Below are 12,330 nucleotides of genomic sequence, written 5' to 3' on the forward strand. Positions count from 1 at the left end.
CCCGACACCGGCAGTCGCTTGAGGCGGCTGACCAACGGCATCGACGCGTGGAGCGCCCGGTGCGTGGAGACGCGCACGCCGGGTGCGGCGGGCGGGCCGGGGAAACCCACCGTGAGCAATCACGGCAGGGCGCCCCGGTCCGACCCAACAACGGCGTGGCTCGCCGTCCCGAGGGCCTTCCTGACGCGCATGATCTTGTGCGAAATCGAGCATTTCCGACATACCCCGCGGCCATGGCCCTGCTCTCAGACGGCAAGCGCCGCTACACCGTCCGGCAGATCGCCGACCGGCTCGGCGTCAGCCGCGCCACGGTGCTGCCCCCGATCACCTACTACGGCGGCACGGCCAAGCCGGCCGACGAGATCGCCGTCATGCTCCCCGCGCACACGCACTACGTGGAACCGTTCGCCGGATCCTTGCCCGTACGGCCGGCCAAGAAGCCGTCCCGGCTGGAGACAGTCGACGACCTGGACCGCGTCCCACGAGCTGGCTGGTCGGCGCGGTCGCCTCCTGTCAGGAGGCGGCGGTCGGGGCGAGCATTCTGCTCAGCCAGGTGATCGCGAGGGGGTGGCGGTGCTCGATTCCGCCGTGTGCGCCGTCGAACAGTTCGAAGTGGATCCGCTCGTCCGGCACTCCGGCCGCGACTGCGGCCCGCCGGAATGCCGTCGCTCCGGCGTCGAGGTGGTACTCGTCCCGGTCGCCGGCGTCGATCCACAGGGCGCGCATCGAGCCCAGCGCCTCGGCGTACTCGGGCTGCACGGCCACGACCACCGGGTCCCAGGCGAGCCAGCACCGCCAGACGTCGGGGACGATCGCTCCGAACTCGTCGAACGGCAGGTGCACGGTGCCGTCCTCGTCGGCCGAGTAGGCCGCGGCGTAGGCGTACACCTCGATGAGTTCCAGGTCACTTGGCTGGAGACCGCCGACGCGGCCGCGGAAGTCGGCGAGGAAGTTCTCGTACGATCCGCCGTATTCGTTGCGCAGCGTCCGGAACCGTTCGGGCAGTTCGGCCCGGTAGCCGGTCTCGAAGAGCGCGTCACCGGCGTGGGTGGCGAGGGCGCCGAACACGTCGGGCCTCAGCATGGGGGTGACCATGGCGGCGTACCCGCCGGAGGACTTGCCGGCGATCGCCCGGTGGTCGCGGTCGGGGACGGTCCGGTAGTTCGCGTCCACCCACGGCACCACTTCCTCGCACAGGAAGGTGTGGTACCGGCCGGTGGCCGGGGAGTCGAGGTACTGGCTGCCGCCGAGTGAGGTCCAGGTGTCGAAGTAGACGACGATGGCCGGCTGCGCCTCCCCCGTGGCGAACTCCGCGTCGATCAGTTCGGGGAACGACGGCCGGAACGACGTGCGGTTGAGGACCATCCCGACGTGGCCGCCGTAGCCGGGTGACCAGAAGATCGTCGGGTAGCGGCGCCCCGGCTCGTCGTCGTAGCCGGGCGGCACCTACACCAGCAGCGGCCGTTCGTACGGGTCGCCGAGCGGGTTGCCGCGCAGCACCGTGCTGCCGACCACCCGGTGCTCGATCCGACCGGCGAGATCGGCCGACCAGGGCAACATCAACATCCTTCAGACGGGTTGAAGATCACGCGGTCGGCCGGACATCCTTCGCGAAGCCGCATGGAGGTGTCGCCGCCTCAGGAGTCGAGCACAGCGGCGACGGCTTCGATCTCCACGAGTTGATCTTCATAGCCCAGCACTGTGACGCCCATCAATGTGCTGGGAACGTCGTGATCGCCGAAGAAGGCCCGCACCACCTCCCAGGCGGCCCCCAGGTCCTGCTGCCTGCTGGACGCCACGAGAACCCTGGTGCTGATGATGTCGTGCAGGGACGCACCGGAGTCCGTCAGGGCGGTCTGCATGTTTTCGAGGGCTTTGGCTGCCTGACCTGCGTAGTCTCCAACCGCCGCCGTGGATCCGTCCTTGTTCAGCGGGCAGGCCCCGGCAAGGAAGATCAGGCGAGATCCGGCGGGTGCCGTGGCCGCGTAGGCGTACTCGGCGACGTCCGACAAGGAGAACGAACGGATCAACGTAACTGCATGGCCCATGGTGGTTTCCCTTCGGATCAGGCAAGAACGTGGCCACCATGTCAAAGGATCTTTCGTTACGCCACAGGTTTATCTGGCCTGGGAGCCTTGCCGCTGAGCTGGTTGTTCGGCCGGTTCGGCGGGGTTTGACGCCCTTCTTGTGGTGGGTGAGGCGGGCGTATGCCTCGCCGGTGGCCAGGACGCGTCCCACGTCTGCTCGACCAGCCGGAGCCGCCCGTCTCCTCGGTGCACACCCGGTGGTGTACGCCGCCGGCAACCTCCTGGAGGGAGTCGGTGACGGGCCCGTAAGACGGCGCGCGATGGCGCTGCGGTGGGCCTATGGGCACACGCGGTTGACGAGGAGGCGGTAGCGGCCGGACTCGGTGCGGCGGCCGAAGCGGCCGCCGGCGGTGACCCGGTCGGTGAAGGCTGCCGGGGTCCGCTTCAGCTCCTCGGTGGACGTGTCGACCGCGTTCATCATCGGCTCCCTCCGCCCGCCGGCGGAATGTTGTGGTTGAAGCGGAACATGTTGCCGGGGTCGTGGGCCGTCTTGACGGCGACCAGCCGCTCGTACGCCTGCGGGGTGAACGCCTGGCGCACGTCCTCCGGGTCGGTGTGGGCGACGCCCGCCATGAAGTTGAGCATGCGCGTCCCGCTGTTCCATGGGGCGAGGGTCTTGATGACCCGGTCGTGCCCGGCGTATACGGCCTGGTCCTCGCCGATGCCGAGGACACCGGCGGAGTACAGCTGGAACTGGGCGGTGGTGTGCGCGACCGCGTTCGGCAGGCGCGGCGGACGGGCGAGGGCGCCACCGAGATGACGGATCTCGATGCCGACCGCGCTGTCCGACCCGGGGCCCACCAGCGCCAGAATCGCCTCGACGGCGTCATGGTCGAGGTGGGTGAGCTGGAAGGAGTTGATGTGGTACGAGCCGGGCGTCGGCGGATCGTTGTGGATGGTGCCGACCTCGGTGTACGGGATGTCGGTGACCGTGTCGAGCAGCGGCGTGGCGATCTCGCGCAGCGGCTTGACCAGCCGGGCACCGTCCTGCGGCGAGCCGAGGTAGCTCAGGCGCAGGTGCATGGCGAAACGCCCGCGCAACTCCTCGGGGACTTCGGGCACATCGGGCCAGGGCATCATGAAGAAGGAGGAGCTGAGCTCGTCGGGCACCTCGGTGACCCAGGTGCGGTAGAAGTGCAGCACGTCACGGATGGACTCGGCCGGGAAGTACAGGCCTCCGCCGTAGATCCGCGACACCTCCACCAGTTCCACCTCAAGTGAGGTGACCACGCCGAAGTTGCCCTTGCCGCCGCGCAGGGCCCAGAACAGGTCGGTGTTCTCCTCCTCCGAGGCGGTGCGCAGTTCGCCGTCGGCGGTGACGACCTCGATGGTGCGGACGTGGTCGGCGGCGTAACCGTAGCGGCGGGCCAGGACGCCGATGCCGCCGCCCAGCGTGTAGGAGATGGCGCCGACGAACGGCGCCGAGCCGTTCAGCGGGGCCAGGCCGTGGCGGGCGGCGGACGGGATGACCTCCCGCCACAGCGCGCCCGCCTCCAGCCGCACGGTGCGGCGTTCGGGGTCGATCCGGTGGCCGCCCATACGCCGTGTGGAGATGAGCAGGGCCCCGTCGGCGGGCAGTCCCACGCCGTGGCCGGTGGCCTGTACGGCGACGCCCAGGCCGTGGTCGCGGGCGAAGCGCACCGCGGCCACCACGTCGTCGGCGCCCGCCGCGCCGACGATGACGGCCGGGTGGTGTACGACGGAGCGGTCGAAGCCGTCCGCCTCCTCGGCGTACCCCGGGTCGCCGGGGAGGAAGACCGGGCCCTTGACGCTGTCGGCGAGTGCCATCACCGCCCCGGCGGTCAGGGCGGGGCCACCCGTCGGCTGGGTCTGCTCGATCACTGGCGTGTCCTCACGTGTCGTCGTTCAGGTGGTCGCGTCGGCCGGTATGGGTCAGCCCGTGGTGAACTCGAAGGTCGGGTTCCGGCGGGCCCCCACCCGTTCCAGCGCCTCGGCCAGCAGGTGGACCTGGTCCAGGGAACTGCTGGCCGGGTAGAGCACCAGGTCGTCGACGCCCGCGTCCGACAACGCGATCAGCTCCTTGAGCAGGCGCTCGTCGGAGTCGAGCGAGTCGGCGCGGACCGACTCGTAGTACGGCGACTCCTTGGAGCCGTAGTAGTGGGCCACGTACTCGTCGGTGAGCTGGACGGCCTCGGGACCGCAGCAGAAGTAGCGGCCGGTGAGGATGTGCGGCTTGCCGGGCCGCTCAGCCTTGGCCCATGCCTCGGTGGCGCCTTGGACGCCGTTCACCAGCAGGTCCAGGCTCAGCGTGGGCGCCACCCAGCCGTCGCCGAAGCGGGCGGCGCGGGCATAGCCCGCGGGGATCAGGCCGCCGATGAGCAGCTTGGGACGGCCCTTGCCGGGCAGCGGGGTGGGGCCGGAGATGCTGGTGATCTCCCCGTCCCAGACGCGCCGCATTTCGGTCAGGGTGTCGTCGAAGATCTTGCCGTGGCCCTTGTCGGGGGCACCGCTGAGGGTGAAGTCGTCCGGCCAGCCCCCGATGCCCAGGCCCGCCGTGAGCCGGCCCTGCGAGATCAGGTCGATGGTGGCGAGCTGCTTGGCGAACAGGATCGGGTTGCCCCGCCAGCCGACGTTCAGCACGCTGGTGAACAGCTGGACGCGCTCGGTCACCGCAGCGGCGACGCCGAGGGAGACCAGCGGGTCAAGGATGTCGTAGACCAGGCGGTCGATGGATCCCAGGGAGTGGAAGCCGAGGCGCTCGCTGTCCTGCGCCCACTGCTTGACCTCCCGCGCAGGACGTCCGGGAACGGCGATCGGCAGACCAATTCCAATATTCACAAGTACTCCGTCTCAACCAGATCTCACTACGGGCACAACGATTCGGACAGTCCGTTTCCGGCCGTCCTCATGCGCCCGCCGAGGCGCACAGCCGTGACGATATTCAGCGAGATCGGCATCGGTCTTGTACGGATCGGACACGCTCCGGGGATCTCCCATCTGACCGCCGCCGAACAGGCGCCCGCCGACCGGGACCGCGACCTGGCGGCTGACGCGTTCAAACAGCGGGACGCCGATGCGGCCAAGGGTGCGTGAGCGCGTCCGGATCAGGCGAAGACGTCCTGCTGATAGCGTCCCTCGGCCTCCAGGCCGTGCAGCCATGCCTCGCCGTCGCCGCCGGTCCGCTCGGCGTAGATCGTCGCCAGCGTCTGCCGTACCGCAGGAGCCATGCGCAGCCCGTCACCGCAGACATAGACGTGCGCCCCGCGTCCCAGCAGCTCCCAGACCCTGTCCGCCTCGGCCGCCACCGCGTCCTGCACGAAGCGGTGCCCGGCGAGTGCGGAGAAGGCGGTGTGCACCCGTACGACCCCGGCCGCCTCCCACGCCTGGACCTCGTCCCGGTAGAGCCAGTCGTGGGAGGGATGGCGGCAGCCGTAGAAGAGCTCGGCACTGCCCCCGGTCAGCGCCCGTTCCTCCAGGAAGCCGCGGAGCGGGGCGAAGCCCGTGCCCGGCCCGATCAGGATCACCGGCGTCTCGGGGTCGTCGGGCAGGCGGAAGGGCGGACCGGGCACCCGGATGTAGCCGTAGAAGACGTCGCCGGGCTCGAGCGAGGCCAGGTAGGCCGAGCACATGCCACGGTAGTCGCCGCTGCCCGACCAGGCCTCGCCCTCGACCAGCCCGACCGTGATCCGCACCCGGCCGGGCGAGGCGAGCGGCGAGGAGGAGATCGAGTAGTAGCGCGGCCGGATGGGCCCGGCCAGCTCAAGGAAGACCGGCAGCGGGAGCGTGAGCGCGGGGAAGCGCTCCAGCAGCGCGAGCACCGAGACCCGCTTGGCCAGGATCTCCTCGGCGTAGTCCAGCGCGTCGAGCTGCCCGAGAGTCCAGGGGCACTCGGTGTGCTCGGCCAGCCTCGCCAGGTCGGCGCGGGTGGCGACCTGCTGCAGCTCGGCGAACTCCGACAACAGCAGCCCAGCCGTCACGGGGGTGCCGACCGGCAGGTGGGTGTTGCCGCGGGCGTGCAGCCGTACGACCTGCTCGCGCGGCACCCGCAGGGTCCGCAGCGCCCACTCCACCAGCCCGGGATCGTTCTTGGCGAAGATGGCCACATGGTCGCCCGCGGTGTAGGCGACCCCTTCGGGCAGCGAGGCCACGATCGAGCGCACTCCAGGCCGCGGCGCCTCCAGCGAGAAGTCCCACAACCCGGTCGGATCGCCCGTCAGCTCCTCGTTGGCCACCACGGTCAGCGGCACGGCCTGCGCGGAGACGACGGCGGGCCGGACGTCGGCCTCGGTCAGGACCTCCATGTCGTAGCGCGGTCCGGCGTCGGCGGAGGTCGCGCCGTACTCCTTGGCCAGAGCCGCCCACAGCTCGGCCGTCCACGCCGAGACGTCCCCGTCGAAGTCGCCGTCGGCGTCGGCCTCGCCGCGCTCGACCAGCGGTACGGCTCCCGCCCCGACCAGCTTGTCGAAGGCCCGCCGGGGGAAGCCCTGGTACGTCGGCCACGTGGTGTTGCCGACACCGAGCAGCGCCAGCCGTACCCCCTCGAAGCCGCTGATCTCGCCGGCGTCGAAGGCCTGCGCGTTGTCGGGGGCCTTGCCGTTGTAGGTGGAGGTGACCACGACCAGCGCGCCGCCCGACGGTGCCTGAAGCTCGTCCAGGCTGGTGAGGGTCACGGTGAAGCCGGACCGCCCGGCCCGCTCCGCCAGCCGCTCGGCGATGTCGGCCGAGGTGCCGAGGTTGGAGCCGTACGCCACGGTGAGCGCCACGCCGGAGACGGCGACCGTGGACTCCTCGACCTGCTCGGTCACCTCCGGGGCGAAGTGTCCTCTTTCGTGTCGCTTGCGGGCCCGGACCTGGATGGTGAAGTCCTCCGGTTTGAGCGTGAGCGTCTGCTTGACCTTCATGCGGTAGGCGTCGCGGTCGGAGATCGCGAAGCGCCGCAGGAGCATGGCCAGGGCCAGCCGTGCCTCGGCCAGGGCGAACTGCCGCCCGATGCAGGCACGCTCGCCGTTGCCGAACGGCTTGTAGGCGCTCGGATGGTGCTCCTTCTTGCGCTCGGGCAGCCAGCGGTCGATGTCGAACTCCTCGGGCCGCTCCCATGCCTTGGGGTGGCGATGCAGTGGCTCCAGCAGGATCACCACGTTGCGGCCGGCGGGCACGTCGAAGGGGCCGAGTGTGGTGTCGTGGCGGGACTTGACGCCGAAGACGGGGATCGGGGACCAGATTCGCAGGGTCTCGTCCAGGACGCGCGGGATCACGTCCAGCTTCATGATCGTCTCGTAGGTCGGCACCGTGTCGCCCGGCAGCAGGCGGTCGACCTCGGCGTAGGCCTGGGCCAGCACGTGCGGGTTGCGCAGCAGGTTGTACAGCGCGAAGGAGAGCAGCCCGCTGGTGGTCTCGTGTCCGGCGATGAGGAAGGTCAGCACCTGGTTGCGGATGTTCTCGTCCGACAGCCGCTCCCCGGTCTTGGGATCGGCGGCCTCCAGCATCAGGCCGAGCAGGTCACCGGTCCCCTTGCCGCCCGATTCGCGGCGGCGGCGGATGACGTCGTCGACCAGCTCCTGCATGAGCGCGATGTCGGCCCGGTACGCCGCCTCCTGCTTCCTCTTCAGGCTGGTGACCAACGGCAGCTGGCCGTTGCGGAGCATCGCCTCGGTCAGCGAGCGTCCCATCGCCTGCAGAAAGGGGTGGAGCTCGGGCGATCGGAAGGAGTTGAACCGGTAGTCGAACCCGGTCAGGGAGATCACGTCCAGGGTCAGCCGGGTCATGTCGTCGGCGACGCTGAGGTCCTCGCCCTGCCGGCTCTCCCAAGAGGCGATCAGCTCCTCGCAGATCTCCAGCATCTGCGGAAAGTACGCCTTCATCGAGCGCCGGCTGAAGGCGGGCATCAGGATGCGGTGCGCGTGCCCCCAGACCGGCTCGTCCTCACGGGCGGTGAACAGGCCATCGCCGGCAAAGTCGCGCACGACCGCCAGCGCCCGTTCGATCGGCTTGTAGAAGCGGCTCTCGTCGCACGCCTCGGCGACCAGATCGGGGTCGGAGACGAACAGCACGGTACGGCCCAGCAGGTCGAGTTGGAAGACGCCCTCCTTGTAGTGCCGGGCCAGCTCGGACAGGTAGGCGTTGGGCGCGTCCTTGGGGATCTGTAGCGCGTTGCCGAACACGGGCAGGCCCTTGGGGCCATCAATGGTCGCTGACATGCGTCCCTCCTCAGAGCGTTATATTGACCTCGGGTCAGTAATACTGACCCGAGGTCAGTATGTCAAGGGCCGCCGGTGCCGGACGCCGGGCGGCTTGTCAGCCCCGCTCCCCGCGATCCGGAGTGGTATCGGATGCGGCTCCGACGGCCGGTTACCCTGGTGCGATGGTTAGCTCTAGGAGCCGGCGCCGCCTCTCCCCCGAGGCCAGGCGCGGCGAACTGATCGATGCCGCCATCCGGCTCCTGGACTCCGGACAGGATGTGACCAACTGGGTTCAGGCCGTCACCGCCGAAGCCGACGCCGCCAAGGGCACGTTCTACGTCTACTTCTCCTCATGGGAGGAGATGCTCGTCGCGGTGCGCAACCGCGTGCTGCGTGACTACGTGGACCGGTTCCAACGGCTCACCGAATCCACTGAGCCGATCGACTGGTGGGCCACCCTCGACGCCGAATGCGCCGCGGCCATCGAGGCCATCGCCAGGCAGGGTGGGCTCCACGCCGCGGTCTTCCACTCCAACTCAGCGCTCGGGCCCATGGACGAAGGGCAGCAGGACACCGTCGCCGCCATCGCCAAGGCGTTGCACCGAGGCATGGACGAGGGCGCGTTCCGCCCGGTGGACCCGCATATCGCGGCCACGATCCTGTTCAGCGTCCTGCACAGCGCCGCGGACGCGATCGCCACCGGAGAGCAATCACAACGCTGGCTGACGGTCGTCCACGACCTCACCCGCCACTGGCTCGCACCACCATGAGGGAGCAGTGACACGGGCACTCCACAGGCCTGGCGGATCCGTCCTGATCGTTGCGGCCCGGTCGTAACGGCACTCCGGCCGGATTCGGGCGGCCGCACCGTTCCACGCCGCAGGTCAGCAGGCTCTCGGCCCGTGACCGACTGGGACCGACTGGGACCGACTGGGACCGACTGGGACCGGCGGCGAACGCGGCATCGGTGAGCGCACTCTGCGGCCACGCCAGACCCAGCCGCCGGCCATCGGCCCGGGTCATCAGAGGCCCGCTGACCGGCCTGCCGGCACACCAGCAGGCGCGCCTACGGTGAGATCGGGAATGCCACGATGTCACCCGCATGATTGGGCAAGGTGATCAGCATGAGCTGCGCCGTTTGCAGCTTATGACACGATTCTCTCCGGCCCCCTTCTATCGTGGGGCGATTCCGTCGAAGAGGTTGTCCACGAGCGCGTCGACGTCCGCGCGGATCTCACCGATGTCCTGGGCGGGCGCGAGCCGCCAGTAGGCGAGCTCGCGCCGGCCGGAGGAGTACAGCGCCCGGTAGGCGGTGGCAAGGTCGCCGTCCGTCTGTGACTGCCCGATCAGCTGGCGCAGCGCCCGCCCGCCCGGGGTCCCCATGACCTCGGCGAAGGAGTGCAACTGGCGGCGCAGGTCCTCGCGGACGCTGGTCGTGTCGTCGAAGGCAAGCGTGTTCTGCACCGCGTGGAAGTAGCCGTCCAGCGCCAGCGCGCCGCGCGAAGGCCACCACTTGTAGAGGGTCGTCTTACTGACGCCGGCTACTGCGCCGCGCCGACGTCCGGCATGGGAACCTCCCAGGCTCTCGTCGGTGCGCACGCCCTCGCCCGGCGGCTGGCGGAGTCCGGCGGCGACCACGCCACCGCCTTCGCCGCCTACGAGCGGCAGATCCGCCCGTACGTGACCGACAACCAGCAGCACGGACGCGAGGCGGCCAAGCTGTTCGGAGCCGATTGAGGCGAACGGGAGACCCACCGCCGGCGGCGGCACCACCGTGGCACGGTTCTACCTGTTCGGCGCGCCGGCCCGCCTGGCTGGCCGAGAACGGCTCGGTCACCTTGACCACCGCCTCCTCGGCGCGAGCCGCGCTGCCGGTCGGCAAGATCGGCCAGGCCGAGGACGTGGCCCAGGCGGTGCTGCCGGCCGCGACCAACGCGTTCATGACCGGCCAGGTGATCGAGGTCAACGGCGGCCTGACCCAGCCCGCAGGCCGCTGACCTCGCGGCAGACCACGCCACACCCGTACGGCATGAAGGGGTTGGAGGTGCCCGGGGTCCTCCTAGAAGACGACCCGGTCCTCACTCCCCCGATCGCATGGGTTCATTGGACGTTCCGCGTTGCGGTGCGGTGCACCAGGCCGTCCAGGATGAGGGTCAGGCCGGCCTCGAACGCCGACTCGTGGTCGATCACAGGCATGTCCGCCGGCCGATCCGAGCCGGCGTCCGCCTGTTCCTCCAGGACGCTGCCGACCGTGAACCGACCGGCGGCCAGCATCGCCATCTGGGCGTCCCGCTCGGGCACTCCGGAGCTGATCAGGAAGTCCATCTTGCGGCGGATCCGGTCGAGGTCGTTGGCGGGGGCGCTGCCCGCGTGGAGGCGTGCGCCGTCCCTGCGCATCAGCAGGGTACGCCGGAAGCTTCGCGTGTTGTCCAGGAACCAGTCGCGCCAGTCGTCGTCGGGCGTCGGCAGCCGGGCAGCCGAGTGCGGTGCCATCGCCGCCTCCGCCATGGCGGCGAGAAGGTCCTTCTTGGTACGGAAGTACCAGTAGAGGGAGGGCTGTTCGACGCCCAGCCGCTTCGCCAGCCGCCGCGTACTGACCGTGTCCAGCCCGACCTCGTCGAGCAGGTCGAGTGCTTCGGAGACGACGATCTCGCGGTTCACCTTGGTCACGTTGACAAATCTATCACTGATAGATGACTCTGGAGAGGAATCATTCACTGATAGATTTTTGGAGATGAGATATGGCCAACCGATCAGGAGCGCGCCCCCTGCGAGTCCTCGTCACCGGCGGCGGGATAGCGGGCCAGGCGCTGGCATTCTGGCTCACGCGGGGCGGCCACAGGGTGACCGTCGTCGAACGCTTCCCGGTCCTGCGGGCCACCGGGGCACAGGTCGACCTCCGAGGACAGGGCATCGAGGCCGTCGAACGGATGGGCCTTCTTGACGCCGTCCGCGGCAAGCTGGTGGACGAGGCGGGCGTCGCCTTCGTCGACGCGCGCGGCAGGACCAAGGCGACGATCATGGCCAACACCTCCGGCCAGGGCCGGCAGACCCTCACCTCCGAGTACGAGATCATGCGCGGCGACCTGGTACGCATTCTGCACGACGCCTCGAAGGACGACGCCGAGTACGTCTTCGGCGTGAGCGTGGACGGCTTCGAACAGGACGAACGGAAGGTCGTCGCACACTTCTCCGACGGGTCCTGCGGTGAGTTCGACCTCCTGGTCGGCGCGGACGGCCAGGGATCACGCATCCGGTGGGCGATCCTCCCCGCGGGCTGCGACCCGTACTGGCGGGTCGGCATCCACATGGCCTACTGGTTCGTCCCGCGCATCGCGTCCGACAGCAACATCCGGGACACCTACATGGTCCCGGGCGGCCGTCAGATCATGCGCCGCAGCCACAACCCGACCGAGACCCAGGTGTACTTCGTGATGCGGGAGGAATCCGAGGAAGCCTCGGCGATCCACCGGGAACCCGTCGAACACCAGCAGAAGTTCTGGGCGAGCAGGTTCCGCGACGCGGGCTGGCAGACCGAGCGCTTCATCGACGGCATGCGAACGAGCCCCTTCTTCTACTCCCAGGAGATCGTCCAGGTCCGAACCGGCACCTGGTCCAAGGGCCGCGTGGTCCTGGCCGGCGACGCCGCCCACTGCGCCTCCCCCTACAGCGGCATGGGCGTCTCCGGCGGCCTGGTGGGCGCCTACGTCCTGGCCGGCGAGATCAACCGGCACCCGGGCGACCTGCCGACCGCACTGGCGAACTACGACAGCGTGCTGCGGCCCTTCGTCGACAAGATCCAAGGCGAGGTGAATCCGCGTCTCCTACGCCTGGGCATGCCGATGACCCAGCGTGCGATCGACGCCTTCCAGGCCGCCACCGCGCTGGCCTGCTTCCTGCACCTTCCCGACCTCGCCGCGCGCTTCTCCAAGGAGGACCGCGGCGGCAGCTGGCAGCTCCCCGAGAACCCGGCGCCGATCAGGGATCCCGGCAGCAAGCCAGAAATCTTCAACGAAGCCGCTTCTGACCTGCGATAACGCCAGATCTCCCGGCTGGTGTAGCGCCGTGTTCACGGCGTTGGATCGCGATGCCAAGGACAGTGG

Annotated in this window: 14 protein-coding genes; 6 read left to right on the forward strand and 8 right to left on the reverse strand. The window is 69.6% G+C overall.

Annotation, left to right across the window (positions count from 1 at the left end; translation table 11 throughout):
- Positions 1–233 precede the first annotated feature (233 nt).
- Positions 234–557, forward strand: a complete 324-nt coding sequence (locus tag IEZ27_RS40600) for a hypothetical protein (RefSeq protein ID WP_189652118.1) — start codon at positions 234–236, stop codon at positions 555–557.
- Here the strand turns inward: IEZ27_RS40600 and IEZ27_RS40605 are convergent.
- From IEZ27_RS40605 to IEZ27_RS40625, 5 genes are all read right to left on the reverse strand, one after another.
- Positions 514–1,446 carry an alpha/beta hydrolase gene (locus IEZ27_RS40605; RefSeq protein WP_229824780.1) on the reverse strand — a complete coding sequence of 311 codons (933 nt, stop codon included), beginning with the start codon at positions 1,444–1,446 and terminating at the stop codon, positions 514–516. The two genes, IEZ27_RS40600 and IEZ27_RS40605, sit on opposite strands and share 44 nt — an antisense overlap.
- 191 nt (positions 1,447–1,637) lie before the next feature.
- Positions 1,638–2,048 carry a RidA family protein gene (locus tag IEZ27_RS40610; RefSeq protein WP_189652119.1) on the reverse strand — a complete coding sequence of 137 codons (411 nt, stop codon included), beginning with the start codon at positions 2,046–2,048 and terminating at the stop codon, positions 1,638–1,640.
- 316 nt (positions 2,049–2,364) lie between these two features.
- Positions 2,365–2,505, reverse strand: a complete 141-nt coding sequence (locus IEZ27_RS55660; RefSeq protein WP_189652120.1) for a hypothetical protein — start codon at positions 2,503–2,505, stop codon at positions 2,365–2,367.
- Entirely contained in the window at positions 2,505–3,929 is a 1,425-nt protein-coding gene (locus tag IEZ27_RS40620) for an FAD-binding oxidoreductase (protein WP_229824781.1), read from the reverse strand. Before IEZ27_RS40620 ends, IEZ27_RS55660 begins: the two co-directional genes overlap by 1 nt.
- 51 nt (positions 3,930–3,980) lie before the next feature.
- On the reverse strand, positions 3,981–4,886 hold the full coding sequence (locus IEZ27_RS40625; protein ID WP_189652121.1) for an LLM class flavin-dependent oxidoreductase: 906 nt from the start codon (positions 4,884–4,886) through the stop codon (positions 3,981–3,983).
- Positions 4,887–4,979: 93 nt separating this feature from the next.
- On the opposite strand from IEZ27_RS40625, the gene IEZ27_RS40630 reads away from it, so the two are divergent.
- A complete protein-coding gene (locus IEZ27_RS40630; RefSeq protein ID WP_189652122.1) occupies positions 4,980–5,141 on the forward strand; it encodes a hypothetical protein in 162 nt (53 codons plus the stop codon).
- Positions 5,142–5,152: 11 nt separating this feature from the next.
- On the opposite strand, the gene IEZ27_RS40635 is transcribed toward IEZ27_RS40630, so the two are convergent.
- Positions 5,153–8,245: a bifunctional cytochrome P450/NADPH--P450 reductase gene (locus IEZ27_RS40635; protein ID WP_189652123.1), complete on the reverse strand. Its 3,093-nt coding sequence runs from the start codon at positions 8,243–8,245 to the stop codon at positions 5,153–5,155.
- A gap of 164 nt (positions 8,246–8,409) precedes the next feature.
- Between IEZ27_RS40635 and IEZ27_RS40640 the strand changes: the two genes are divergently transcribed.
- The gene (locus IEZ27_RS40640) at positions 8,410–8,997 is read left to right on the forward strand and encodes a TetR/AcrR family transcriptional regulator (protein ID WP_189652124.1); all 588 of its coding nucleotides are present in this window, start codon (positions 8,410–8,412) and stop codon (positions 8,995–8,997) included.
- A 403-nt stretch (positions 8,998–9,400) separates the two neighbouring features.
- Here IEZ27_RS40640 and IEZ27_RS54445 read toward each other — a convergent pair whose 3' ends face one another.
- Entirely contained in the window at positions 9,401–9,691 is a 291-nt protein-coding gene (locus tag IEZ27_RS54445) for a TetR-like C-terminal domain-containing protein (protein ID WP_229824782.1), read from the reverse strand.
- A 102-nt stretch (positions 9,692–9,793) separates the two neighbouring features.
- Here IEZ27_RS54445 and IEZ27_RS54450 point away from each other — a divergent pair, with 102 nt between their 5' ends.
- Together IEZ27_RS54450 and IEZ27_RS40650 are read left to right on the forward strand one after the other, a co-directional pair.
- Positions 9,794–9,964, forward strand: coding sequence for a hypothetical protein (locus IEZ27_RS54450; protein ID WP_229824783.1), 171 nt, complete (start codon positions 9,794–9,796; stop codon positions 9,962–9,964).
- A 101-nt stretch (positions 9,965–10,065) separates the two neighbouring features.
- Positions 10,066–10,224 (forward strand): hypothetical protein, encoded by a 159-nt coding sequence (locus IEZ27_RS40650; protein WP_189652125.1) that lies wholly within the window; start codon positions 10,066–10,068, stop codon positions 10,222–10,224.
- 103 nt (positions 10,225–10,327) lie between these two features.
- On the opposite strand, the gene IEZ27_RS40655 is transcribed toward IEZ27_RS40650, so the two are convergent.
- A complete protein-coding gene (locus IEZ27_RS40655) occupies positions 10,328–10,897 on the reverse strand; it encodes a TetR/AcrR family transcriptional regulator C-terminal domain-containing protein (protein ID WP_189652126.1) in 570 nt (189 codons plus the stop codon).
- A gap of 71 nt (positions 10,898–10,968) precedes the next feature.
- Here IEZ27_RS40655 and IEZ27_RS40660 point away from each other — a divergent pair, with 71 nt between their 5' ends.
- Entirely contained in the window at positions 10,969–12,264 is a 1,296-nt protein-coding gene (locus IEZ27_RS40660; protein WP_189652127.1) for an FAD-dependent monooxygenase, read from the forward strand.
- The last annotated feature ends 66 nt before the right edge of the window (positions 12,265–12,330 follow it).

The organism is Nonomuraea spiralis (assembly GCF_014648435.1).
Classification (GTDB): Bacteria; Actinomycetota; Actinomycetes; order Streptosporangiales; family Streptosporangiaceae; genus Nonomuraea; species Nonomuraea spiralis.

Bases quoted from the DNA above. Each gene is read 5' to 3' on its own strand.
- IEZ27_RS40600 (WP_189652118.1), top strand. From the start codon at position 234: ATGGCCCTGCTCTCAGACGGCAAGCGCCGCTACACCGTCCGGCAGATC.
- IEZ27_RS40610 (WP_189652119.1), bottom strand. From the start codon at position 2,048: ATGGGCCATGCAGTTACGTTGATCCGTTCGTTCTCCTTGTCGGACGTC.
- IEZ27_RS55660 (WP_189652120.1), bottom strand. From the start codon at position 2,505: ATGAACGCGGTCGACACGTCCACCGAGGAGCTGAAGCGGACCCCGGCA.
- IEZ27_RS40635 (WP_189652123.1), bottom strand. From the start codon at position 8,245: ATGTCAGCGACCATTGATGGCCCCAAGGGCCTGCCCGTGTTCGGCAAC.
- IEZ27_RS40640 (WP_189652124.1), top strand. From the start codon at position 8,410: ATGGTTAGCTCTAGGAGCCGGCGCCGCCTCTCCCCCGAGGCCAGGCGC.
- IEZ27_RS54450 (WP_229824783.1), top strand. From the start codon at position 9,794: ATGGGAACCTCCCAGGCTCTCGTCGGTGCGCACGCCCTCGCCCGGCGG.
- IEZ27_RS40660 (WP_189652127.1), top strand. From the start codon at position 10,969: ATGGCCAACCGATCAGGAGCGCGCCCCCTGCGAGTCCTCGTCACCGGC.